At 37.3% G+C, this 23,502-nt stretch carries 25 protein-coding genes; 7 read left to right on the top strand and 18 right to left on the bottom strand.

Features of this window, described 5'->3' with window-relative positions; genetic code table 11:
- Nucleotides 1–6: 6 nt before the first annotated feature.
- Nucleotides 7–783 carry a helix-turn-helix transcriptional regulator gene (locus tag M3600_RS16590; RefSeq protein ID WP_251646783.1) on the bottom strand — a complete coding sequence of 259 codons (777 nt, stop codon included), beginning with the start codon at nucleotides 781–783 and terminating at the stop codon, nucleotides 7–9.
- Between M3600_RS16590 and M3600_RS29210 the strand changes: the two genes are divergently transcribed.
- On the top strand, nucleotides 666–1,103 hold the full coding sequence (locus M3600_RS29210; RefSeq protein WP_251646792.1) for a hypothetical protein: 438 nt from the start codon (nucleotides 666–668) through the stop codon (nucleotides 1,101–1,103). The two genes, M3600_RS16590 and M3600_RS29210, sit on opposite strands and share 118 nt — an antisense overlap.
- On the opposite strand, the gene uxaC is transcribed toward M3600_RS29210, so the two are convergent.
- The gene (uxaC, locus tag M3600_RS16600; protein ID WP_237943221.1) at nucleotides 1,054–2,457 is read right to left on the bottom strand and encodes a glucuronate isomerase; all 1,404 of its coding nucleotides are present in this window, start codon (nucleotides 2,455–2,457) and stop codon (nucleotides 1,054–1,056) included. The two genes, M3600_RS29210 and uxaC, sit on opposite strands and share 50 nt — an antisense overlap.
- Nucleotides 2,458–2,686: 229 nt before the next feature.
- On the opposite strand from uxaC, the gene M3600_RS16605 reads away from it, so the two are divergent.
- Nucleotides 2,687–3,856 (top strand): ROK family transcriptional regulator, encoded by a 1,170-nt coding sequence (locus M3600_RS16605; protein ID WP_233314838.1) that lies wholly within the window; start codon nucleotides 2,687–2,689, stop codon nucleotides 3,854–3,856.
- 85 nt (nucleotides 3,857–3,941) lie between these two features.
- Here M3600_RS16605 and M3600_RS16610 read toward each other — a convergent pair whose 3' ends face one another.
- The 6 genes from M3600_RS16610 to M3600_RS16635 all read right to left on the bottom strand — a co-directional run bounded on the left by M3600_RS16610 (nucleotide 3,942) and on the right by M3600_RS16635 (nucleotide 11,176).
- The gene (locus M3600_RS16610; RefSeq protein WP_396953822.1) at nucleotides 3,942–5,348 is read right to left on the bottom strand and encodes an MFS transporter; all 1,407 of its coding nucleotides are present in this window, start codon (nucleotides 5,346–5,348) and stop codon (nucleotides 3,942–3,944) included.
- Between the two features lie 341 nt (nucleotides 5,349–5,689).
- Complete coding sequence (locus M3600_RS16615; RefSeq protein ID WP_233314837.1) at nucleotides 5,690–6,424, bottom strand: alpha/beta hydrolase; 735 nt, start codon at nucleotides 6,422–6,424, stop codon at nucleotides 5,690–5,692.
- Between the two features lie 9 nt (nucleotides 6,425–6,433).
- Nucleotides 6,434–7,429, bottom strand: a complete 996-nt coding sequence (locus M3600_RS16620; RefSeq protein ID WP_251646787.1) for a FecCD family ABC transporter permease — start codon at nucleotides 7,427–7,429, stop codon at nucleotides 6,434–6,436.
- A gap of 13 nt (nucleotides 7,430–7,442) precedes the next feature.
- Nucleotides 7,443–8,453 carry a FecCD family ABC transporter permease gene (locus M3600_RS16625; protein ID WP_251646766.1) on the bottom strand — a complete coding sequence of 337 codons (1,011 nt, stop codon included), beginning with the start codon at nucleotides 8,451–8,453 and terminating at the stop codon, nucleotides 7,443–7,445.
- Nucleotides 8,454–8,513: 60 nt separating this feature from the next.
- Nucleotides 8,514–9,470, bottom strand: a complete 957-nt coding sequence (locus M3600_RS16630; RefSeq protein ID WP_396953823.1) for an iron-hydroxamate ABC transporter substrate-binding protein — start codon at nucleotides 9,468–9,470, stop codon at nucleotides 8,514–8,516.
- An 89-nt stretch (nucleotides 9,471–9,559) separates the two neighbouring features.
- Nucleotides 9,560–11,176 carry an ABC transporter substrate-binding protein gene (locus M3600_RS16635; protein ID WP_251646768.1) on the bottom strand — a complete coding sequence of 539 codons (1,617 nt, stop codon included), beginning with the start codon at nucleotides 11,174–11,176 and terminating at the stop codon, nucleotides 9,560–9,562.
- Nucleotides 11,177–11,297: 121 nt separating this feature from the next.
- On the opposite strand from M3600_RS16635, the gene M3600_RS16640 reads away from it, so the two are divergent.
- Entirely contained in the window at nucleotides 11,298–12,113 is an 816-nt protein-coding gene (locus tag M3600_RS16640; RefSeq protein WP_251646769.1) for an alpha/beta hydrolase, read from the top strand.
- A gap of 143 nt (nucleotides 12,114–12,256) precedes the next feature.
- Here M3600_RS16640 and M3600_RS16645 read toward each other — a convergent pair whose 3' ends face one another.
- The 7 genes from M3600_RS16645 to M3600_RS16675 all read right to left on the bottom strand — a co-directional run bounded on the left by M3600_RS16645 (nucleotide 12,257) and on the right by M3600_RS16675 (nucleotide 17,414).
- The gene (locus M3600_RS16645; RefSeq protein WP_233314833.1) at nucleotides 12,257–12,409 is read right to left on the bottom strand and encodes a hypothetical protein; all 153 of its coding nucleotides are present in this window, start codon (nucleotides 12,407–12,409) and stop codon (nucleotides 12,257–12,259) included.
- A gap of 345 nt (nucleotides 12,410–12,754) precedes the next feature.
- Nucleotides 12,755–14,836: a TerD family protein gene (locus M3600_RS16650; protein ID WP_251646772.1), complete on the bottom strand. Its 2,082-nt coding sequence runs from the start codon at nucleotides 14,834–14,836 to the stop codon at nucleotides 12,755–12,757.
- A gap of 158 nt (nucleotides 14,837–14,994) precedes the next feature.
- On the bottom strand, nucleotides 14,995–15,915 hold the full coding sequence (locus M3600_RS16655) for a hypothetical protein (protein ID WP_251646774.1): 921 nt from the start codon (nucleotides 15,913–15,915) through the stop codon (nucleotides 14,995–14,997).
- A 147-nt stretch (nucleotides 15,916–16,062) separates the two neighbouring features.
- Nucleotides 16,063–16,302, bottom strand: coding sequence for a hypothetical protein (locus tag M3600_RS16660; RefSeq protein ID WP_233314830.1), 240 nt, complete (start codon nucleotides 16,300–16,302; stop codon nucleotides 16,063–16,065).
- A gap of 41 nt (nucleotides 16,303–16,343) precedes the next feature.
- Nucleotides 16,344–16,736 (bottom strand): aspartate/glutamate racemase family protein, encoded by a 393-nt coding sequence (locus M3600_RS16665; protein ID WP_233314829.1) that lies wholly within the window; start codon nucleotides 16,734–16,736, stop codon nucleotides 16,344–16,346.
- A gap of 25 nt (nucleotides 16,737–16,761) precedes the next feature.
- Nucleotides 16,762–17,226, bottom strand: a complete 465-nt coding sequence (locus M3600_RS16670) for a substrate-binding domain-containing protein (RefSeq protein WP_311315931.1) — start codon at nucleotides 17,224–17,226, stop codon at nucleotides 16,762–16,764.
- 8 nt (nucleotides 17,227–17,234) lie between these two features.
- A complete protein-coding gene (locus tag M3600_RS16675) occupies nucleotides 17,235–17,414 on the bottom strand; it encodes an isocitrate/isopropylmalate family dehydrogenase (RefSeq protein WP_233314827.1) in 180 nt (59 codons plus the stop codon).
- A 253-nt stretch (nucleotides 17,415–17,667) separates the two neighbouring features.
- Between M3600_RS16675 and M3600_RS16680 the strand changes: the two genes are divergently transcribed.
- Together M3600_RS16680 and M3600_RS16685 are read left to right on the top strand one after the other, a co-directional pair.
- On the top strand, nucleotides 17,668–18,291 hold the full coding sequence (locus M3600_RS16680; protein WP_233314826.1) for an RraA family protein: 624 nt from the start codon (nucleotides 17,668–17,670) through the stop codon (nucleotides 18,289–18,291).
- 53 nt (nucleotides 18,292–18,344) lie between these two features.
- On the top strand, nucleotides 18,345–19,376 hold the full coding sequence (locus M3600_RS16685) for an MFS transporter (RefSeq protein WP_251646776.1): 1,032 nt from the start codon (nucleotides 18,345–18,347) through the stop codon (nucleotides 19,374–19,376).
- A 160-nt stretch (nucleotides 19,377–19,536) separates the two neighbouring features.
- On the opposite strand, the gene M3600_RS16690 is transcribed toward M3600_RS16685, so the two are convergent.
- Nucleotides 19,537–20,322: a class I SAM-dependent methyltransferase gene (locus M3600_RS16690; protein WP_311315930.1), complete on the bottom strand. Its 786-nt coding sequence runs from the start codon at nucleotides 20,320–20,322 to the stop codon at nucleotides 19,537–19,539.
- Nucleotides 20,323–20,661: 339 nt separating this feature from the next.
- On the opposite strand from M3600_RS16690, the gene M3600_RS16695 reads away from it, so the two are divergent.
- Complete coding sequence (locus M3600_RS16695; protein WP_237943248.1) at nucleotides 20,662–21,540, top strand: VanW family protein; 879 nt, start codon at nucleotides 20,662–20,664, stop codon at nucleotides 21,538–21,540.
- Between the two features lie 158 nt (nucleotides 21,541–21,698).
- Here M3600_RS16695 and M3600_RS16700 read toward each other — a convergent pair whose 3' ends face one another.
- Entirely contained in the window at nucleotides 21,699–22,136 is a 438-nt protein-coding gene (locus tag M3600_RS16700; protein WP_233314822.1) for a S1 domain-containing RNA-binding protein, read from the bottom strand.
- Nucleotides 22,137–22,412: 276 nt separating this feature from the next.
- A complete protein-coding gene (locus M3600_RS16705) occupies nucleotides 22,413–23,291 on the bottom strand; it encodes a DMT family transporter (RefSeq protein ID WP_237944190.1) in 879 nt (292 codons plus the stop codon).
- 95 nt (nucleotides 23,292–23,386) lie between these two features.
- Here M3600_RS16705 and M3600_RS16710 point away from each other — a divergent pair.
- The coding region (locus M3600_RS16710) for a RepB family plasmid replication initiator protein (RefSeq protein ID WP_251646790.1) at nucleotides 23,387–23,502 on the top strand (116 nt) is incomplete at its 3' end.

Raw genomic sequence — 23,502 nt, forward strand, 5'->3', positions numbered from 1 at the left:
CCTTAACTATTTTTGGCCAGTCTTTAGTGCTCGATAATTTCTTGCCGTGTTTCCTACCTTTTCTTTGAAGTACCTGCTAAAATGAGAAATACTTTCAAAGCCTGATTTCTGCGCAATTTGAGATAATGGAAGATGTGGCTCCACTTCTAATAAATATTTGGCATGATTAAGACGACAGCCCATTAAGTACTCCATCACCGTAAACCCCGTAATTTCCTTGAAGACATGAGATGTATAATATTTGCTTAAATTTCGTTCTTTAGCTAATCTGTCTAAACTGACTTTTTCCGTAAAATGCTCATCAATCCACGATGCTATCATCTCGGCATGAATTTCCTTTTCTGGTCTTTTTGCCGGAAACATCTGTAAATCTTTTTTGCTCATTTTGTAAATCTCTACAAGCAGCTGTACAAGTTCTAATTTCACTTCTGCCTCTAATATGTCTGGTTGATTATTTTCCTGTTTATGATGGATTGCAAATAGGCTACTGATTTGACTCATTTTCTCTTCCACCAGCTTTGCTGACTTATCATAGCCTGTTCGAAGGAGGCAGTTGTTCAGTTTTCGAAAGGGGTCCAGCAAAGCTTCCATTCCAAGCACATGCAAAATTTCCTGTAAATAAGCTGGTGAAAAATGAATGACACTTCTAATATAGGGGGTTTCTAATGATGGATTCGGTTTATGCAATGTTAATCCGTCCATCAATAAAATATCTCCCGGCTGCAGTTCATAAATCCGGTTATTTATTAGATATTTGCAGTCTCCCGAGTGAAAAAAATATATCTCGTATTCGTGATGTGAATGAAACTCAAAGCCTGCCGTCTCCATTCCTCGCATCCTGTAATAGGCCATTATCCATTGCTCCAGCTAAAACCACCCCGTTTGGTAAGCGTTATCATTTTTTTATTAAAGTAAGAACCTGTTTCTATTGTATTGCTTTCTGGAAAATAATACATTCTCTAAAAATGCTGAAATCTGCTGTTTTTTTTACTGAAATTGCTTTTTTAAAAGCAGCTTCAGTAAAATTTCTAGAAACACCCTGCATGCTAACAATTACCTTACTAAAAAGTATCGCTCTGCGTTTTGAAATCCAATGTTTCTAATTGTTTCCTCAAGCAGGTCCATATCGTACGGTACCAAACCGGATTCTGCCCAATTACCGAAAAGATTACATACAATCCTGCGAAAATAATCATGGCGGGCATATGAGAGAAAACTCCGTGAGTCTGTCAGCATTCCAATAAAATGGCTCAACATCCCTACATTCGCAAGATCCTTCATTTGCCTTTCCATACCATCGATATGATCATTGAACCACCAGCCTGAACCAAATTGAATTTTTCCTGACACACCCTTTTCTGAATAATTTCCAACCATGCCGGCAAGTACGGGATTGTCTTTTGGATTAAGATTGTATAAAACGGTTCTCGGCAAAGCATCCTCCTGGTCAAGTTCATCAAGAAATGCAGCCAGCGCTTGCGCATGATTAGCTTCTCCGACTGAATCAAAACCAGTATCTGGTCCAATAAGCTTCTTCATTTTTGTGTTATTGTTGCGCATCGCCCCTATATGTAATTGCATGACCCATTGTTTTTCCGCATACATTTTCCCTAGCTCTTTTAACAAAAAGGAACGATAGCATCCTGTTTCCTCTTCTGTCAGCTCGATACCTTTCATACCTTTTTGAAAGATGCTGTCAATTTCTTCCTTTTTCGCATCTATATATTCCATCTTAGGGATATCATGATCAGATGCACAGCAGCGATTTTGATGAAAAAAATCAACTCTCTCTTTCAATGCAGCTAATAAGCCGTCTAAATTATCAATCTGAATTCCAGAAGCGTCTGCTAATTTTTTTAACCATTCACTAAATGCTGGTCTTTCTATAAATAGTGCCCCATCAGGCCGGAAAGTAGGAGCAATGATCGTTTTAAATGTCTCATCATTATTCAATAATTGATGGTATGTTAACGGGGAAATGGGGTCATCTGTTGTTCCGATAAATGTAACATTTGATCTTCTTATCAATGCTCTTGCAGTGAATTGCGATGTCTTAAGCAATTGGCTGCACTGTTCATATATCTCAGAGGCTGTTTGTGGACTAAGCAGTTGATCAATACCAAAATACATTTTTAGTTCCATATGTGTCCAGTGATATAAAGGATTGCCAATCAGGTATGGCACTGTTTCAGCCCAAGCCTTAAACTTCTCCCAATCACTGGCATCTCCAGTAATAAAATGTTCATCCACACCATGAATACGCATGACTCTCCATTTATAATGGTCTCCACTAAGCCATAGCTCTGTCAGATTCTCGTATGTTTTATCTTCCCAAACCTCTTGCGGATTTAAATGGCAATGAAAATCAAAAATTGGTAAACTGGTAGCCGCATTTTTATATAACTGTTTTGCCGTATTCGTATCTAATAAGAAATCATTATCTAGAAATTTCTTCATATGCTCCCCTCTCCCATTCATATGTTTTCTCAAGTTATTGTAAGCATTTACATTTTATTTTATATTAATTTGTTCACTAAACAAATTAATTCCACACATAATGTAACATGTTTAAATTTGTTAGTCAATGCAGATTACAGATTTAACAGAGGTTTTGTTAAATGTTGCTGGTATAATAAGGGTAGTCTAATATTAAATATATCAATATATAAAACCAATGGAGGATCACATGATTACTGGTGATGCAGCATACATAAAAAGAATTAATCGCTCCTCAATTATAAGAAATATTATTAAAGAAGGTATGATCTCACGAGCAGATTTGTCTAAGGTTACAGATTTAACGAGAGCGACCATTTCTGTTCAAGTGGCTGATCTTTTAGAGGAAGGTTTAATTGTCGAGACACAGCTTGAGCATAATTCAGTTGGCCGAAAACCAATTATGCTTTCCTTAAATGGAAGTGCAGGTTTTGCTCTTGGTATTGATTTGGATAGCGGCAAAATCTCCTTCATTCTTTCAGACCTTCTCGGCCAGCCAGTTTCCACTAAATCTGTTGAATTGAAAACCAATGATTACGCTAAGATTTTACATATCCTCATAGAGGAGATAAAGAATTTCCAAGAAAATACGCCTGTAAGCGAATATGGAATTGTCGGTATTGTGATTGCTATTCACGGATTAGTATCAAAGGATGAAATTATACATTTCGTCCCTCGGCTTAACTGGAGCAACATCCATCTGAAAGAAGATTTAAAAAAGGAAATAGACATTCCTTTATATATAGAGAACAATGCTAATCTCTGTTCTTTTGCAGAAAGGGTCTATCAGCACCATGAAACTGACTATTTATTGTGTACAACTCTATACTCTGGTATTGGCATCGGTATGATGATGAATGATGAGTTTTTCCGTGGGTATGATGGCTTCGCTGGGGAAGCCGGCCATATGATTATCGTTCCTGGCGGAAAGCCCTGTAATTGTGGAAACAAGGGCTGCTGGGAGAAGTATGCTTCTGAAGCAAGTATATTTGAACAGCTTTCTTCAGCCAGAAATCTGGAGGATTTAACGTATGACCAAATCCAAGCTTGGATTGAAAGCGGCGACCAAGAGGTAATTGACTTAATGGAACAGCTTCTTTACTACCTTTCCATCGGTCTGAATAATTTAATTAACATGTACAATCCTGATACACTTGTGCTGGAAAGTGAATTGCTGCATATCTATCCTGATTCGCTCGAAAAAATTAAAGCGAATCTGACCTCTTCCACCAGCCATTATCAAGGGCTGTTAATCTCCCCATTGGGTAAAGGTGCTGTAGTTTTAGGTGCGTGTGCATTAGCAATTAAAAACTTTCTCGATGTGCCAATGCTCAATTTTTCTCTTGAAAGCAATGCTTAAGACTAAACGAAGCCTCACCTAAGTTGGGGCTTCGTTTGCTTTTGGCAAAAAAAAGATAGCTGCAATCCAGCTATCCTTCCCATATTTATTTAGCAGCATTCCTTCTATCAGCAAGATCTTGTGCAAGCTGTAGCGTTTTCTTTTTGCTGAGCGGGTATAAGAATACAAGCAGCAAGAAAACTAGAAATAAAGAGCTTGCTGTCAACAATGTCGCAAGGGTATGAATGCCTTGCAACGTGCTTTCTGATTGCACGTCTAATGACGCACTATAACCAACTGCAGCAAGTGCCGTTCCACCTAATCCACCTGCAACTGCTTGCCCTACCTTTCGAGCAAATGAATAAATAGAGTAAATCGTCCCATCTTCCTTCATGCCTGTTATGAATTCATGATAATCAATTACATCTGTGACAAATGCCCAAACAACAATCCCAAAGAACGAAAAACCAAACATTCCAACTGCAGAGATTGCAAGGAATTGACTAGCGCTAATATCTGATAAGAAATAGAGCAGCAAATAATCTATTACGGAAAGCAGCAAGCCTGCTGCTGCCACTTCTTTTTTCCCAAATCTTGCAACTAGCGGTTTTGCAATTACTATCGCAATAAACATGGCAGCTGTCGCAATAAGCCCTGAAATACTTAATGCTTTTGCATTATCAAAATAATTTTTGAACAAATATACATCAACAGCTCCCTTTAACATAGAGCTCATAATAAAAACGAGTGAAGCAATAAGGATAATCAGAAGCGGCTTGTTTTTCCCTACCCCTTGTAATGTCCGTTTCAGCGAGGTTTTGCCTTCCTTTCTTGTCTCTGTAATACGTTCCGTTGACATCTTGTAACATGCCATATAACAGGATAGTGAAAGAACTGCAAAAATGATGGCGGCCATAAAAAAACGGCTAGGATCTGCTTTATTATCGACAAATACAATTAACGGTCCTATCACGTTTACAATTAACCCAGCTAAAGTTGCCCCCATTGTTCGGAAACTTGACAGAGACGTACGCTCGACAGGATCACTTGTAATGACAGAAGCCATTGATCCGTAAGAAATGTTTACCGTACTATACAATGTTCCCCATAAAATATATGTCACAAAGGCATATGCTTCATAGAAGCCTGTTGACATGCCGGGAATATGTATAAACATCAACACTCCTGAAAACACGAGAGGAAAAGACATTCTGAAAATCCATGGTTTGAACTTTCCATTTTTACTTGGCTTTCTCGTGTCAATAAAACGGCCCCATGTTACGTCTGCAACTGCATCCCAAAGACGAGCAATAAGGAAAATCGTTCCTACCATTGCAGGACTTAGACCAAAGACATCTGTGTAATACACCATTAAAAACGAACCTACTAGTATAAAAAAGAAATCATTGCCAAAATCACCAAATAAATAACCTAACTGATCTTTAACTCCAAATTTTTGTACTTTCCTGTCTACATCTGGTATTACTAGCTCTCTGTTTGTTTGAGCCATCATTATCCCTCCAACAGAATTGTAATTATAAGACGGAAATTTCAAATAAATCAGTCGGTGCTTATGCAATTATCTTTAGATGTGCTGTAAGCTATGAACATTCAATCCGTTGTTAGCATAGAAAAACATTATTCCTCCCCTCTGCTTCACAATTTGTAACCCCTCACATTTCATAAAACACACTAGACCAAACTAACTGATGATGCCATAATTAATTTGTTTAATGAACTAATTAATTGGTCGTTATTAGATTAACACCCTCTAACTCGTTCGTCAAACACTTTTTGAAAGCGCTTTTTTAAATTTTTATACAAAAAAGAACGATGCTTTTAAAAAGCATCGTTTCATTTCTTATATAGCCAGCGCAATGCCACCATAAATTGCTCAATAAAGTATTCCCGCTGGTGATTAGCAGCTTGCCTTACTTCAAAAAGCAGCTGCTGCTGAGAAAATCCCTTTCGTTCAAGGATGCCATTCGCATTTTGCACAGACTGAACCATTTCCTGCTGTATATTCGTTTTTCCTTTTCCTTCTTCACTGCCAACATATAAATACAGCTTCTTTTTCTCAGGAGAGCACTCTTCATTCTCTAAAAATTCGAGCATATTTGGAAACCATAAGGATGGGGATAGTAGACCGTACTTCCCGATTACCTCACTGGTAGAAAACAAGGCAAACAGCGTAATTAGTCCTCCTAAAGAAGCTCCGAGCATACCCGTTTCCTTCATATCAGGTATTGTGCGGAATTGACTATCTATATATGCTTTAATAGACTCTTCCCAAGTATGCAAATATTCTTTTCCTTCCCCCTTAAAATCAGGGAAGGCTGGTACTAAACTCTCCGCAGGCCATGGAGTATATTCATGAAGTCTATCAACAGGCTCCATTCCAATAAGAATCACTTCTTTGATTTCATTTACTTGATAAGACTCTTTTAACTTAGCCAAATTACTGGAGAATAAATAGTGTCCATCATGCACATACACGGCAGGATAATGCTGATCTGTTTGATAGTAGCTTGGAGGCAAGCAGATGTACAGCTTCCTGCCGCCAACTGTTTTTTCAATTAACTCTTCCATTCTTGCCTCCTAAACTTTTGCTTTTACTAATAAAAAGATGAAATATGGTGCTCCGATAATGCTTAGTATAATACCTACAGATATTTCTGCCGGTGCGACAACGCTTCTGCCGATATAATCAGCTACTGTCAAAAGCAGCATGCCGACAAGCCCGCAAACTAGCAAGGAATGACGGTTCTTCAATCCAACTAGAAGCCTAGCGATATGAGGACAGATTAGTCCAATAAATCCAATGCTACCGGAAACTGCCACACATGAACTTACTAATATAACGGCACCTGCCATCAACAGCCACTTCTCCTTCTCCACTTGTATGCCAAGTCCTTTCATGACATTTTCTTGGAGGCGGAATAAATCGAGCTTGTAAGCTTTAAAGAGGATGAAGGGTACGACAAGTAAAAACCATGGAAGTATGGAAATGACATATGTCCATGTAGCATTATAGATGGTCCCATTAAGCCAAACAGTTGCCATTTCAAAGTCCTGTGCTTTCATCTTTAGAGACAGAAACATGGACAGTGATCCAAACCCTGTGCTGATTGCAATTCCTGTTAAGAGCAGCCGCTGGGAATCAAGGCCGCTAATTCTGTTCCATGCTAACAGGAATATAATCGTAGCAGCAAACAGTCCGCCGATTAAACCAATCAGCGGCATTAACAGCTTCATCAGGAGCTGATCGCCAGAGAAGGTTCCTTGAAAGAGGAGCATATATGCAACAATAAAAGCTCCGGCTCCACTGTTTATACCAAGAATGGCCGGATCTGCAAGTCCATTTTTTGTAATGCCTTGAAGGACTACACCGCCAACACCAAGGCCAAAGCCAATCAGCAAGGCAAGCACCAGTCTTGGCAGCCTTAATTCAAATAGTACTAAATCAATATCCTCCTGCGGACGTATGCGGAACAAACTTTCATAAAACTGCGAGAAGGTGATAGGATACACACCATTTGTGATGCTGTAATAACCGGCTGCTAGGATAAGGACAAGCAGAACAAACACGATTATGTAAAATCTTTTGTTAAACACGCTGATCGCCTCCTCCCTTTCGCTTAATTAAATAGAGAAAGAAAGGAACACCTATAAAGGATGTAATGATGCCAATCGGTGTTTCAAATGGATAATTGACAAACCTGCTGATCACATCACAGAAAACTAAAAATACTCCGCCTAATATGCCGGCACACGGGATAACGGCCCGATAGTCACTTCCGACAAGATATCTTGTGATATGGGGAATAATCAGTCCGATAAAGCCAATTTTCCCGACTAACGCCACTGATATTCCTGTCATTAAGCCGACAGCTGCCATAGATAACAGCTGAATCCATCTTGTCTTTTGTCCCAATCCTGTCGCGAGATCCTTGCCTAAAGACAGGATTGTCACTGATTTCGATAAAAACATCGATATAATAATTCCAACTAAGGCAAATGGAATAACAAACGTTAATAAAGGTGAATCGATTTGATGAAGCCTCGCATTATACCAAAAGCTCATTGTTTGGGAAACTTGGAAATAGGAGGCGAGACTGGAGGATACACCGCTTAAAAATGTTCCGATAATCGTCCCGATTATCGCAAGCTTGACTGGCGAATAGCCGTTTTTCACGAATGCTGCCAAGCCCATTACAAGTGCCACGCCAAACAGTGATCCAAAAAATGAAAGACATAATAGCTGAAAAGAAGATAAATTAGGCAAAAAGATAAATGAAATGGTAATAAAAAAAGCAGAGCCATCTGTCACTCCCATTATGGATGGAGATGCTAAATAATTTCTTGTGATGCCTTGCATTAATGCTCCCGAAACAGCTAATATTATCCCAATCAGTAAGGCACCAACTGCTCTTGGTATTCTTGAACTCCTCACGATTGTCTGCTGCATATTATCTGGATCATAATGGAAAACAGCTGCAAAAATATCCTTAAAGGATGTGTCTGTTGCACCATATCGGATGGAAAGAAGCGTAACGAGCGCAAACAAGATTGGAGATAATATAATAATTAAATAGGTTGCCAGTTTTTTTTGATACATACATATTCACCTTATATACAATTAGTACTTGTCCAGGAGTTCTGGACAAGTACTGTTATTTTACAGCCCTAATTCTTTCTTAAAAGCTGCTAGGAAGTTTGTTTTACTCCAAGCAGTACCGCCTGCTGCCATTGGGTCAATTGCATTTACATATACATGTCCGTCTTTAACTGCATTCAAGTTTGTCCAAATAGCATTGCTTTCGAAATCCTTCAAAGCGTCTTTATTCTCTTGATTTTCAGATTCCTCAAATTGCACAAACAAGTAATCAGGATTCATTTCAGCCAGCTTTTCCAATGAGATTTGTTCTTGGGCTTTAGCTGCTTTTACTTCTTCTGGTACTGTAAGTCCTAAATCAGTGTAAAGTACTGGATTGAAATACACACTCTCTGGGTATACAAAAATGCTACCGCTGCGAATTCTGACCATTACAACTTCTTTATCAGCAATTTTTTCCGCAACTGCTGTCTTTGTTTCCTTTACACTTGCTTCGTAATCAGAAATGTACTTTTCAGCTTCCGCTGTTTTACCCGTAATCTCTGCCAAAACAAGCAGATTATCCTTCCAATGAGTAGAAATATGGGAAATCGGAATCATTGGTGCGACTTTATTTAAGCTTTCCACGACATCTGCTTGAAACTTGCTTGTTCCAAGAATGACATCCGGTTTTAATTGCAAGAGCTTCTCTGTGCTCGGCTGGAATTTGTCACCAATTTCTTGAGCCTCAGACATGGAATCTCCTAAAAATGCAGGAAACTCGCCACCAGTTGCTACTGCTCCTACTGGTTTAACTCCTAACACAGCTGCATCTTCCATTGCTTCCTGACTTGCTGTAACAATTTTAGTACTATTGCTTGGAATTTCATATTCTTTATCTAAAAATGTAATGGTTTTTGTCGTATCAGCACTTGCTTCCTCTGCAGGTTTTTCACTGCTACCTGCAGACTCTTCTTTTCCGCAGGCAGCTGCAATTACAAGCAGGATACCTAACATTATAATAAATGCATATTTTTTCACGAAGATCTTCCCCTTTTATATAGTCTAATTGATATTGATAACCACTTTCAATTAGGATTATACAAAACTATCTTTTATTGGAACATGGATTATTTCCTCTCATTTACTTGTACTTTTTCCGTAATCAATTCTAATAGATTATGAATAACACGAAGATGAGAGCTTGCAGAGCATTCATTCCAAGGATCTGATTGGATGTAATAAACTTGCTGGCGTTTCACAGCTTCAATATTGTTCCAATGCACCGATGTCCTGACAGTCTCCCAATGTTTTAGCGTTTCCTCATCCTGGCGTATATTCATTAAAAGGAAATCTGGCTGCATTTCCATAACAGTATCTATTGATATTTGTTCATTATGCTTCCATTTGTCTTTCTCTTGTGCAGAGCCTATCTGCAGCTCTTCATAGATTACTTCTATAATGGTTCTAGAGCGGTTTAAATAGTAATTATCCTTGAAAAGACTGATGACTAGTCCTTTTTTTCCGCTTAAATATGGAGCTAGCTGCGCAGATGCACTTAATGCCTGATTTTCATAGAAATCCATCCAATCCTTTGCTTCTTTTGTGCAGTTCAAATATTCTGCTATCTGAAAAAACTGATCTTTCCAATTGTCCTGCTCTGAATAATAAAAGACAGGAGCAATTTTAGCTAATTCTGCTTTTTCGTCTGCAGTTATTTCCTGTTTCGCTATAATTAGATGGGGCTTTGCCCTCTTTAGCTTCACAATGTTTTTGCGCCATTCTGTATGCTTTCGATAAGACTCGAGATGGAAGATAATATCATCTTTGTACTGCTCATAATAATCAAGCGTCCATTTCGGATGAATGGGGGCTGCATATGGAAGTATTTGCAACGCCAGCAGATGTCCTGTTGTTGCGAAATCATAGGAAGCTATTTTTCTATGTCTTTTCTCCCGATATGCCGATGGAGAAATGCCGACAGCTTGTTTAAACTTTCTGCTTAAGTAGAATTCATCCGCATAGCCGACAGAACTGGCAATAGAACGAATGCTGTCTTTTGTCATCAGCAATAGTTGTTTAGCTTTATTTACACGTAATCTCGTAATATAATCGCTTATCGTAATACCGTATTGTTTTTTAAACATTTCTGAGTAATATTTAGGACTAAGCTCTGCCTGCTGTGCCAGCATATCAATCTTTAAGCGTTCATGAAAATGAGCTTCCATATACCTTTTTGTTTCCTCGATTGCTAAGAGAGTATCATTAGGTGTGTCGTGCTTTTTATAGGACAATAAATGAAAGAATACCTCATCAAGCCTAGCTCTCTGCAGAAAATGGAGGTAAGGGGTGTCCTCCCCTTCAAGGCGATACATTTCCTCTATTAGTACTGCCGCCTCTTGATGATAAGGTATTACCTGCTGCTGCATACATGCCAAGCTGTCTAAGTAGGGCTGAATCTCTTCCTCCCTGTCTTTCAGAAAAACTTGAAAGGAAATAAGATAATAATCTACATCACTAGCAAATGTAAGTTTATATGTACTGCTTGGCGGGATGACGAGGAGCTGGTGGCTGGCAAATTGCTTCACTTCTTTATTGATCGTAATGGTTCCTCTGCCAGTCAGAATATATATTAAATCGAAATAAGACGTAATTTTATTTTCCTTGCTTTGCTTGTGAATGCGCTTGATGCTCTTCAAGTCTAAATAGAAATTTTTCCAAATATTATTATTTTTTATGATTGCCACTTGTTTTCCTCACCAGTTCCCTTTAAAATATTTGATGATATTGATAATCATTTTCATTAATAATACCAAAATTTAACCAATTAATAAAGATAGCCTGCACTTAAATGAAACGGAGGAAAGTATGAAGACAGAACCATATACCTTGCCGCATACAGAATGCTGGTCTATCTTGTCACAAGGAAATCAGCAATTATATAAAATATTCGTATCTGTTCCTGATTCACCTGCGCCTGAAGATGGTTTTCCACTTATATATGTACTAGATGGAAACTCTATCTTTGCCAGTTTCACAGAAAGTATGAATCTGCAGACTAGACGGGGAGAGATTACAGGAAAAAAACCGCATATTATTGTGGGCATCGGTTATGAAACAACAGAACCATTTAATGACAGTAGATATTTTGACTATACCTTCTCACCTGAGATAGATTTCTTATCCTACCATCCCATAGACAGGGACTTTCCACCAGGGGGCGGCGGAAGCTTGTTTCTTTCTTTTATTGAAAAACAACTTAAGCCCCAAATTAAACAAAAATATGAGGTTAATACCGAAAAACAGACGATTGTCGGTCATTCTCTTGGCGGTTTATTCGTACTTTCTGCATTATTTACTTCGTCTTCTTCCTTTCAGTATTATGTGGCAAGCAGCCCCTCCATCCATTGGAATGAAGACTTTTTAAATACTGCAAAGCAAAAGTTTATGGAAACTGAGCCGAAAGCGAAGCTCCTTATCACAAGCGGAGAATTGGAAAGAGATCATTTTTCACAAATGAATGAAAAAGCGAAGAAACTTAATGATGAACTTCAAACACATGTTTCTGCTAAGTTTGATAGTGAATTTCTCGAATTTCCAGGAGAGGATCACACGACAGTTCTCCTGCCGCTCATTAACAAAACGATTTTGTTCATGAATGATATTAAACAGCAAATTAAATAAACTATACTGTTTTGCTTGAATTAATAGTAGCTTGGGTATAATATGTAACTATAAGCATAAACTAGAAAAAGCCAAGGAGCGGGTAACTCCTTGGCCCTGAACTACTGCCATATCGGGCGGTGCGGTCAGGCTAATATATTAGATTAGCGAGAAGAACCACCCTTACGTTTGTGGCGCGGGGTGGTTTTTCTTTGCTCTTTTTTCCTTTTGCCCGCTAAGCGCTGTGCGTAAGCTGCAGCAAAAGCAGTGAAAAATACTGTGACAGTATTCTCCAGCAGAGTCTTTAGAAAATCCATTGGCGTGTTCACCTCCTTCACCATAAGGGAAAGAGTGACCAGCACCACCCGCATCAAATATATGTAGTTCACTTCTATTATACACTTTTTTAGTAGGTTTTTCTTTACATTCCAAATAGTTTCATAAATTAGGATAAATCACCTAACAACAATAAATAAAGCCAGGCTTATTATAAAGCCTGACTTTATAAAGGAAACTGCCATACCTAAGTTCGATAAAACTTAAGAGTTTAAGAAGGAAGGTATAACATAGCCTTTATATTAATTGGGAAAGCAATCCATCTAACGATTTACAAGATATAAGAGTTAGAAGGAAGATAGATAATAGCCCAATATGTATTCATACTATAGATATTCTGAAACAATGAGATCAAGATTAAAAGGAGTAATCCCTTTATCAACAGAGAAAATTAAATCTGCTTCCTCTATTGTAGCACAAAACTCTCCTCGTGCCTCAATATGAAGTTTAAATAAATCATATAAATTCGGTTTGACAAGTGAAGTTAATGCCTTTCCCATCAACACCATTCCCATTTGATTTTCTTCTACATTATTAGCAAAATATGGATCCGTTCGAAGTGCAACATCTGTCCAAATAATTTTATTATCCTGTAAATCAAGTATCATTGGAATACATATCTTAGAATCAGATGTAATATCCATTCTATTCTCGACTGTTTTTGGCTCATATATTTCCCCGGAATTAGGATTTTCTCTGCTCATCCAGCCCATAAAGCATTCTGGAAGCTCATTAAATGCCTCACCGCTAAAAGAATGGATAGAAAAGACAATATACCTTCCGCCGAAATTACGGACCGACTGTATATCCAAATCAATGAACTCACTAGCGCCTGCTGGTGCTGAAGTAATATCACCACTATGACTCGATTTATACTTAGCTGATCTTAAGTTCGTATACGAAACATGTTCCAAATATCCCCAGGCTTCATCATACATAACGGCGGATAAATCGATATCTGTGCCCCAATCTTTCGAGCCGTCTTTCCAATAAAGAAAAGTTCTAATTGTCTTCATGGACTCTGCCACATCTAGCTTTGATCCTCTCACAACAGCTTTAACCGACTTATTAGCGGAGCGCTGGGAAAATGGCACAAGATAATTTTTTAGTGCTTCGTCCAAATAAACCTTTCCAATCGGACCCTTTTGCTTATAAATACTGATTAAACTGTTGTCACAAATGCACACAATTTCCTCACAAACTTCCTCTGCAATGTCAGGGAGATTATTGTCTATTACAAACATCTTCGCTACATTTCCTTTAGGAAAAAATGATCTTTTTTCATTTCCTGCATTCCTGTTTTTAAAATGTTCTCTTACTTGCAACAGCACCGTCGTTTCTACTTTTTCAGCAATTGCCTTAAAATTCTCGATCACAATCTCAGGCTGGTGATGAAGTCTTAATAGGTGATCAAGCTTGCGCGCAAATTCACCTGGTCTTTCAGACAAAAAAGTCATAGCATCATCCATTCGCTTTGTACACAGTGCCTCTGCAACAAGACCATTAAATGTAGGAATATGCTCATTATTTCTCAGCTTGAAAAAAGCTTCGTTCGCCTTTTTAAATTGCTTATATTCTCCTGGATGGAGCCGCTCTCCTAACCTAATCCATCTGTTCTTATACCTTTTCATATCCTCTTCGATATTGCCGCAGTTTTCAAGAAGCGTTAGAAGTAAACGTCTCTCCTTTCTTTTAAAGCTCTTAAATCGTGTACTTGCAGCTAAGCTGACATCCCCATCCGAAAGAGACACAGCAATCCGCAGGACATCTGTAGCTGTTTTAACATATTGAAACAGAATCTTATGATCTAAGTTGTTCTCCAATAATAACTTTCCAAGTAAAGCAATACTCTCCTTCAAAGGCACTTCTCGCGGTATAAGCTGCCAGGCCATTTCAGGAAAGCTTGAGAAGGCATACTCCAAGTCTGCCTTGTCAGTTGCTGAAAGGGACGTTTTTGAAGAAAGCAAGTTTCGGAAAATCATCAAAAAATCGTCAGTCGAACCAAGGGCTATCACTTTTTGCTCTGTTCTGTCATACAACGGCAGTCTTGTCTGTTGCTCATATTCAGGCAATATTGTCCCCTCTGACAAATAATGTATAAGCGCGTTTACAAATAGTTCTGCATCGCTCGCTTCCATCACCTGCTGCGGAAAGTTCGGATACATTGGCTTATAGGTCTTATTTGCACCCAATAATTCTTTCAAATTATCGATGGTGGATAAATAGAATTCATTAAGCTGGTTTGCGGAATATGTATATAGTGTATCAATGATAGATTTAGAAAATGTGTAGCCTAGTGATTCAAAATTGGCTAAGATGGTGGCTATGTAATGGAGATTAGGCGTATGGTCATTGCCTTTGGTTAGGATGAGTTTATTTTTTCTTCGTAAGTAGATTTGATTAATCATTATTCACCTCTTATAAATAAATACCTTTCTAGTTATATCATCATTTAGTAAAAAAATAAAATAATAACTTACATAATTAATATAATATGGAAACTCAGTTTAATAATAAAGAGAGGCAAACCTTTGAAAGGTTTGCCTTTGTATATGGTAATCTACTACTAAAATTCTTCTTCTTCCTCAACAGCAGTTATATCAAAGTGATAATCAGTTGTTGCTGTACCTTCCCATCCCTCTTGAGTAATATTACCTTGCTCATCTGTCTCTTCACTCATTTTTTTCAGAGCATATGTTGAGATAGAAAAACCTTCAACTGGTAACTGCTTTTCATCTAATTTCTTTATTTCTCCATTTGAAATAACATGAGGTTCATTTTCAGCAAAACCATATTGCGTTCTTTCGCCAAAGCTGTGTATCGCAAAAGTAGACAAACTTCCTTTAGCATTTGTAATGTCTGCAATATTAAGCGCGTTCATATTTACAAAGAAATACTTGGCATCTACTAAAGAAATAAGATTATCCCAGGCTTCAAAATGACTTTTAGAAATTTCATACCTATTCTTATCCACTACATAATTAATACTATAATATACTATGTCAAAGTGATCTTGCTGAATTAAATCCCAGCTTAATTCTGTCGGCTTGCCTGATTTAGTATATTGCAAGTTAAAATTTGTGAGCTTAATTTCACCATCTTTAAGTTTTAATTTCTTCATAACCAAATCGTTCTCTTTATCAAAATTAAGCTTATATACCGAACCAATTTCATGTTCAAGATTTATCGTGCGGCTCTCCCATTTATCTACAGCAATTGGTGTGATCCATTGTACGATTATAAATATAATGAAACCAAAGATGGCTGCTTGACGTTTAATAGGCGTATTTAACTTAGGTCGGAAAAACAGTAAATAAATGATAAAGCCAAGCGGTAAGGCAATTCCATTAAATTTAAATGCAAATACACCTAATATATAATAGCCAATTATTTTTAAAGAAAAATAGGCTTCTGAATCACTCTTTTTCTTGATTAAATACAATAATCCCCCAACTACTAACACTATGTAAACAATAGATGAAATCATCAAGTCCCCCTGTCTGGAATGCTGTCTCACTCCAGATATATGTATTATAATTCCAATACAAGTATAACATGGCAATTATAATTCATTTATAGAAAGTTATTTTGCTAATGAAAAAAGACCTTCATTCTAATGAAGGTCTCACTTATTTTAGCGGTAAAATGCTTCGATTTCACTAACAATCTTATTAGAACTAATTTCTGGACTAGTTAAAATCGGAATGGCAACATGCTTTAGAGCAGTCTTTGCTCTTGCCATTGAAAGTTGAGCCAGTATGATTAGATCTACTTGATTATTGAGAAGCTTTTCTACACTGCTTGCAATAAGGCTGTCATGCAATTCAAATTCTTTGTTATTTAGAGCAGCAAATGCTTCTGTATTAACTTCCACTAAAACCTCTACCTCTTTTCCCAAGATATCAGCCTTGTCTTTTACTGCTTTTTCCGTAGTCGGACAGCAGTAGCTACTGTTGCAACGACACCTATTTTACTCCCCAGCTTAACGGCTTGTTCAATCATGGCATCATCTACATTTTCAATTGGAAGCTGCGGAAACCTTTTGCGCATTTCGGTAATTGTCGGACTGTAAGCAGAGCAGGATAGAAGGATTCCATCTACTTCTGTATCCACCGCTCGTTCTAGCAAACTCGCAAAGCGTTCTACTAATGCTGCTGTAATTTCTCCTTCTTTATCTAGCGCTCTGAGCAGTCCCTCATCCATGAAATTAATCGTTTCTATATCAGGAAAATTCTTCGCAAAAGCTTCCAGTATTGGGTTAACAGAATTTAGTGTAGCATGGATTAAACCGACTTTATATTTGTTCATGTTCTACACTCCATCACTTTAAAATTTAATTTTGTTTAGATATCATATCTTGGAAGTTTATTTCGTCCATAAACTCAATGAAGGTTCTTACTAATTTCAAATTATAGTCATCTTGATTGTAGAACATCCAAGTGTGTCTAGTTATTGGATTATTATCTTTATCATTTAAGGGCAGCTGATATAAATTCTCTGTGTTTTTAATAACTAAGCTGGGCATTATCGCATACCCTAAATCATGTGCTACCATTTCCCTGCAAGTGTCTGTTTTATCTACTTTAATTCCAACTTTCGGGGGAACGGAAAAGTTCTCTGACCACCATGTATCTATCATATCTTGAAGTTTAACATCACATATATAATCAATTCGGGGTAATGTTGGAAGTTCTGCCAAATCGATTTTACTATAAGATACTAATGATAAGTTCTCTTCTAGTAATAATCTTTTTCCTCCAATCCACTTGTAATCTCCTCTTACAAATCCAATATGAATTTATGCTTTTACAATTTCAGGACCAATTCCATCTTTTCAATTCCTTCCCACCCCATTGGAAGCTCTATCCAATCAAACTTTACATCTAACTCTTGTGCAGCTGCTTTAAAAACCTTTACTGTAGCGCTTACAATTTCTGGCCCAATGCCATCACCTTGTAATACTCCTAACTTATATGCCTTCATCATCTCATCTCCCTATTTCGTTTGTGCTTATAGATTTTCAATATTGAATTTCTACTATCACTGTAATATAAAGCTAACAATAAATGAAATATCGCTTTTTTATGTTTATCCATAACTATTTTTTATTTTCCTATCCACCGGTGTGATCATATTAACCATTACTTTTTTTTATCGATAACAATAACTTATATTGATTTCTATAATATAGTGGTTTTTTTGTATAATGGTAGAAAATATAATAACAAGGGAGAGGCTTATGGAGAACATAATAGAGCAATTTAAAGGCATTCCTACTACATCGATTTCCGATTCTATGAATGGATTAAATAATCTGGACCCTTCTATAAAGCCAATTAAGGATGAATATTCTTTTGCTGGCAGAGCACTTACTGTTAAAATTCCAGTTGGTGATAATTTGGCCGTTCTAAAAGCCATCAGAGAGTCAAAACCTAATGATGTTATTATTGTCGATGCTAAGGGAGATACATACAGAGCTGCTGCCGGGGACTTTGTAATTGGTATGGCAAAAACGCTTGGGGCTGGTGCATTTGTTGTAGATGGTGCAATCCGAGATATAAATGGCATTAGAGATCTCGATTTCCCTGTTTTTTGTAAAGGGACAACTGTAGCAGCTGGAGGAAAAGCTGGCATGGGAGAGATTAATATCCCGATTTCTTGCGGAGGTGTTACGGTAAAACCAGGTGATATCATTGTCGGCGATATTGACGGTGTTGTCGTAATTCCACAGGAACAGGAAGAAGAAATATTGGCAAACTCACTTGATAGAGTGGAAAAAGATAAAGCAAGAGAAGAACAAATCTCAGGCAATAAAGAAGAAATTATTATATATCTTGATCAAATGATTCATTCTGCAAAATAAGTATTCATGAAAGGAAGACATCTGCTCTTCCTTTTTATTATGGGGAGATAAATATGATGTTGAGAATAATAATATTTTCTGTTTTTGCTTTTCAATTAATTATTAATATTACTCGTCCAATTATTACGTTATATGCATCTGACTTAGGATCAAATACATTTGAAATAGGTATATTAACCGCTGCGTTCTCCTTCTTCCCACTTCTTTTTGCTTTACATGCTGGCAGAATAGCTGATAAGTATGGAGATCGTTATCCGGTTATTTTTGGGATGATTGGATTAGCTGTAGGTATGTTTTTCCCATACTTTTCCACCTCTATTTCGGCTTTGTATATTAGTCAGTTAATTGTAGGGATATCGAATATTTTTATCGCTGTTTCTCTGCAAAATGTTATAGGTACTATAGCTACCGAATCGAATCGAGATCAATATTTCAGTATGTTTGGCATGGCAGTTGCTGCTGCTTCTGTATTAGGTCCGATGCTTGGGGGATATATCTCTGAACACTATAATTATAATAGTGTGTTTCTCATTTCCCTGCTATTATCTATCCTGCCTATTATCATAAGCTTAAAAATACCTGCCATTAAAAAGGATGTGGGTGAGAAGAAAAGCATTATCGAATCAATTGGGTTATTAAAAATACCATTATTGAAGAAGGCTTTATTTTCAAGTGCCTTAGTTTTGTATTCTAGAGATATTTTCGTTGCCTATTTTCCTATTCTTGCAAAGGAGTCACATTTATCCAATTCACAAATTGGGCTCGTTATTTCATTACAAGGATTAGCGATGATTATAATTCGCTTTATTTTACCGAGACTGCTTTTAATTATGGGCAGAGACTATATTTTATTTATCTCTGTTCTGCTGGCCGGTGCATCTTTTCTGCTTATTCCATTTACCGGAAGTCTGACTTTTTATTGTGTCTTTAGCTGCTTGATGGGCTTTGGTCTTGGCTGTGGCCAGCCGTTATCTCTGACTACTACTTATAACGCTTCACCGTTAAACAGAACTGGGGAAGTGCTAGGGTTAAGACTTTCTACCAATAGACTATCCCAATTAATTGCACCAATATTTTCGGAATAGTAGGCACGTGGATGGGAATTTTATCTGTTTTTCTTTTTAGCGGCTTTTTCTTAATTGGTGGTTCTTGGTTTATTAAAGAAAACAAGACTAATGGTGGAGGTACAGTTGAAATAAACAAATAATAAAAAGATAAGCTGGTGGCAGCTTATCTTTTTCGTGTTCATTTCTTCTCCAAAAGCACCATCCATTCATCGAGTTTAAAAGAGAGCACCTCACTTTCCTCCAATTGAAACCCAAAGTAATCTAGTACATTTACTTCAGTATTATCAATGTACTTTGCAACTTTCTTAATCTGCTCTAGAGAAGATGTTGTTCGTTCTACCCAGCTTTTATATTCCATCTGTTTCTTTCTAACTTTGGATTTCACAAGGACAAGACCAGTCTCGTCAATCCAGCTTTCCCACTCATTCCGCGTATAACAGCGAACATGACTGCTGTCGCGTAATCGTTCTAATGTATTAATAAACTCATCAAAGTTACTCTCATCTGGTGCTATATTATCAATTAATAGCAGCTTTCCTCCCGGTTTAAGAACCCGATGTGATTCTTTTAAAAATTCCTTGGCATCCGGAAAATGGTGTGCCGCAATTCTGCATGTCACTAAATCAAAGCTTTCGTCTAAAAACGGCAGATTTTCAGCATCTGCCACAATGAAGTGTATATTGGATGCATATACATCTAAGAACTGTTTTGCTTCCTTTAACATTTCAACTGTTAAATCTGTTGCATACACTTCTTTAACTTGAGGAGCTAAGAGCTTTGTAACATGACCGCCCCCAGCAGCTATATCTAAGACAGTCCAACTCTCTTTCGGCGCAGTCCATTCTAGCAAAAGTTGTAAGTCTTCTCCTTTTGAATGGCTTTTGCTTTCTACATATTTTTTAGCGTTCTTTCCAAATTGTAGCTTTACCTCCGCCTTTACATCATTGAAGTTTTTATCATTCATTCTCATCACCTCTACCTATACTATACAATCATATTAATGAAGATTATCATCGGAAATACTAATGGTTCTCCATAACATTTAATTATTACGCTGCATTTTCTTCTTAAAAACAATAATAAAAAATCCGCATACCCGCACAAAAGATGCGTTATACCTAATACTATAGCCATTACCACAAATGACAGGCTATTCCAAATTCATCCCTCTTACTATTACTTATCAATGGAAGAATGAGAACGTCTACCAATACATGATAACATCCTTGTTAGTATTCGTAGCATTTTAGACTACATAAAATGCAGGCTTTCATTTCATACTTATTATAGGGGGTTTTTGGATATGTATTTTAGTTGGATGCTTGCACTAATCATGTATACTCAACAAATGACGATGACAGATGATTTAATAATTACTAACAAAGGCGAGGAAATGTTTGTAGTTAATCGTTCTAACTTTTCCATGCAATACCCTGTATTGCCTTTTTTAGATACAGATAAGCTGGAGAGTTTTATGGATGAAATAGATCAGCAAATAAGTAAAAAACCTAAAAATGCGATTATTGATACAAACGGCAGTATTATCTCAGAACAGGTTGGCTACCGATTAAACAGGGCCGTTTTTACAGATAAGGTGTATGACTATTTTTTCTCTAACGGTTCAGCTGCGCTGGATATTCCTATAAGAGCCAATTATCCTCGAGTAGATAGTGAATTGCTCGGCAATATTAGAGGAGAAAAAATTGGACAGTATATTACTTTCTTTAATCCATATAACAAAGAACGTAATAACAATATTAATCTTGCTGCAAAAGCAATCAATAATTATGTCCTATTTCCAGGGGAAAGCTTTTCGTTTAATAAAGTGGTCGGTGAAAGAACAATGGAACGAGGTTATTTACCATCTACAGCCATTGTAAACGGGGAATACTCTGAACAATTTGGGGGAGGAATTTGCCAAGTTTCCTCTACTCTATTTAATGCAGTCGATAACGCAGGCTTAAATATTGTCCAGCGATTTACACATAGCAGAGGTGTTTCTTACGTTCCCGTTAAGCGAGATGCCACTGTAAGCTGGGATGGACCTGATTTGGTTTTTAAAAATGATTATAATCAGCCAATACTCATACTTGCTCGATCCATCAATAACCATATTAAAGTGGATATTTATTCTTCTGATGTAATTACATACACACCTAAGCAGGTGCCATATCTTCCTTAGAAAAACAAAAATACTCCCAAGTTAACTAACTTGGGAGTATTTTATGAATCAAAGTAACCCATCAAAGATAGATATCAAGTAGACTCTATTGCAGTTGCAAGCGCGCAAGTATAAAGCTCATCATTATTTAACATTAATAAGAGCTAAAACATGCATTATTATCCACGCCTGCCTCCTCGTCCACCTCTTTTACCTTCTGTATTATGTTTAAGAGATGATAAGCTCTCTTCACTGCTCTTTAGGAATTTTGCCATTTTATCTTCAAATGTTTCTTTTGGTTTAAAATTCCCTTTAGAACGGTCATTGTTTCCACGTCCTTGTGCTGGGCGAGTTCGTGGTTTATAAGAAGACTGACCTTCCGGCTTTTCTATCGTTTGCTTAATAGATAAAGCAATCTTTCCTTCTTTTTCACTTAAAACCTTTACTTGTACCATATCACCAATTTTCAGATGATCATTTACATCTTTTACATAGCTGTCTGCCACTTCACTAATATGCACAAGTCCTGTTTTTCCCTCAGGTAACTCAATGAATGCTCCAAAATTAGTAATACCAGTTACTTTACCTTGCAATTTACTTCCTATTTCAATAGACAATATCTTTTGCCTCCTTATCTTATACAAAACAACTAATTATAACAAAAATTCGATTTGTTGACAAGACGCTTTCCCAATGTATCATTTCCTGCTCTGTCATGTCGGCTGCATTTAATATGAATTCAAGTTTAACGATAGAACTGCCATAATATCAGTATCAACACTCTGACTGAAAGTAACGGTAATAATATAAAAACACTTCTGTCATTTTGTTGATTTTCCCTTTTTAATGTCCTAAAAAACCCAATAAAATAGCCGCCAATTGGCAGCTTAAGATTATCCCTTGTCATTTTTAATAAAATTTTTACCATCAGTTGTTTTTTTGCCAATAATTACAGAGAGAACAACGATTACAGCAATCACAATTGTTACAACAGAAATAGTCTCTCCTAAGAAAACAGCTGAAAACAATATCATAAAAAACGGTTGCAAATATTGAATTTGACTAACTCTGGCGATCCCGCCGATTGCCATTCCGCTATACCAGGCGACATAAGCTAGAAATTGACTTACAACTGCGAGATAACTTAAACTGAGCCACGCGGTGAATGGTGCGTGAAGCATATCAGCTGTTAAATGCATGGCAACTGGGATAATAAAAAAGGGAGCGCCAATTATAATTGCCCAGGCAATCACTTGCCAGCTTCCTAGTTCTTTTGCGAGCTTTCCGCCTTCTGCATAACTAAATCCGAGCAGTATTACTGCGGCAAGCAGGGCAATGTCAGCTAATTGTAATTGGCCGAACCCTAAATTCAGCGCATAGATAACAACAGCAGCAGAACCTATGAAGCTTGAAAGCCAGAATTTAAGAGAAGGCCTTTCGCCTGCTCTGTATATGGCAAACCCAGCTGTTGCTAATGGCAGCAGAGCTACTTCAACAGCTCCATGAGAAACTGGCAAAGACTCCATTGCCCAGGACGTTAGGAGCGGAAACCCTAACACTGCTCCTAGTGCAACAATAATAAGACTTTTGAATTGGTGAAAGGAAGGGAGCTTTTCCTTGCAGACAATCAATACGATTACAACTAAAATAGCGGCGAAAACTGTTCTTCCTAACCCGACAACTGTCGTTCCAAAGTAATCAACTGCAACACTAGTAGCAGGGAGTGTTAAACTAAAGCAAATGACACCAACTAATCCAAGCAGCATACCCATTTTTTCTCTAGCCAACTATGTTTGCCTGCCTTTCTTTATTACATAGTAGTAATTCTTTGTAGTATTCCCTATTTAATGTTGGAGGAACTTTCACTATGGAGGATCTAAGGCATAAGTTAGGGGCAACAAATATATATCCAGCTTATGGGAATTTTAAGCAACGAATATTACTACCTTCTCAAAAACAGATAAATAAAAAATCAGATATCAC

Origin of the sequence: Niallia sp. MER 6 (assembly GCF_023714395.1) — a bacterium.
Classification (GTDB): Bacteria; Bacillota; Bacilli; order Bacillales; family Cytobacillaceae; genus Niallia.

Excerpts from the sequence above, each read along its gene's own strand:
- M3600_RS29210 (WP_251646792.1), top strand. The coding sequence starts at position 666 with ATGATGGATTCGGTTTATGCAATGTTAATCCGTCCATCAATAAAATAT.
- M3600_RS16705 (WP_237944190.1), bottom strand. The coding sequence starts at position 23,291 with ATGGGTATGCTGCTTGGATTAGTTGGTGTCATTTGCTTTAGTTTAACA.
- M3600_RS16615 (WP_233314837.1), bottom strand. The coding sequence starts at position 6,424 with ATGGAAGAGTTAATTGAAAAAACAGTTGGCGGCAGGAAGCTGTACATC.
- M3600_RS16610 (WP_396953822.1), bottom strand. The coding sequence starts at position 5,348 with ATGATGGCTCAAACAAACAGAGAGCTAGTAATACCAGATGTAGACAGG.
- uxaC (WP_237943221.1), bottom strand. The coding sequence starts at position 2,457 with ATGAAGAAATTTCTAGATAATGATTTCTTATTAGATACGAATACGGCA.
- M3600_RS16675 (WP_233314827.1), bottom strand. The coding sequence starts at position 17,414 with ATGATGAAGGCATATAAGTTAGGAGTATTACAAGGTGATGGCATTGGG.
- M3600_RS16605 (WP_233314838.1), top strand. The coding sequence starts at position 2,687 with ATGATTACTGGTGATGCAGCATACATAAAAAGAATTAATCGCTCCTCA.
- M3600_RS16645 (WP_233314833.1), bottom strand. The coding sequence starts at position 12,409 with ATGGATTTTCTAAAGACTCTGCTGGAGAATACTGTCACAGTATTTTTC.
- M3600_RS16665 (WP_233314829.1), bottom strand. The coding sequence starts at position 16,736 with ATGAACAAATATAAAGTCGGTTTAATCCATGCTACACTAAATTCTGTT.
- M3600_RS16690 (WP_311315930.1), bottom strand. The coding sequence starts at position 20,322 with ATGAATGATAAAAACTTCAATGATGTAAAGGCGGAGGTAAAGCTACAA.
- M3600_RS16685 (WP_251646776.1), top strand. The coding sequence starts at position 18,345 with ATGATGTTGAGAATAATAATATTTTCTGTTTTTGCTTTTCAATTAATT.
- M3600_RS16640 (WP_251646769.1), top strand. The coding sequence starts at position 11,298 with ATGAAGACAGAACCATATACCTTGCCGCATACAGAATGCTGGTCTATC.
- M3600_RS16680 (WP_233314826.1), top strand. The coding sequence starts at position 17,668 with ATGGAGAACATAATAGAGCAATTTAAAGGCATTCCTACTACATCGATT.
- M3600_RS16655 (WP_251646774.1), bottom strand. The coding sequence starts at position 15,915 with ATGATTTCATCTATTGTTTACATAGTGTTAGTAGTTGGGGGATTATTG.
- M3600_RS16625 (WP_251646766.1), bottom strand. The coding sequence starts at position 8,453 with ATGTATCAAAAAAAACTGGCAACCTATTTAATTATTATATTATCTCCA.
- M3600_RS16695 (WP_237943248.1), top strand. The coding sequence starts at position 20,662 with ATGTATTTTAGTTGGATGCTTGCACTAATCATGTATACTCAACAAATG.
- M3600_RS16650 (WP_251646772.1), bottom strand. The coding sequence starts at position 14,836 with ATGATTAATCAAATCTACTTACGAAGAAAAAATAAACTCATCCTAACC.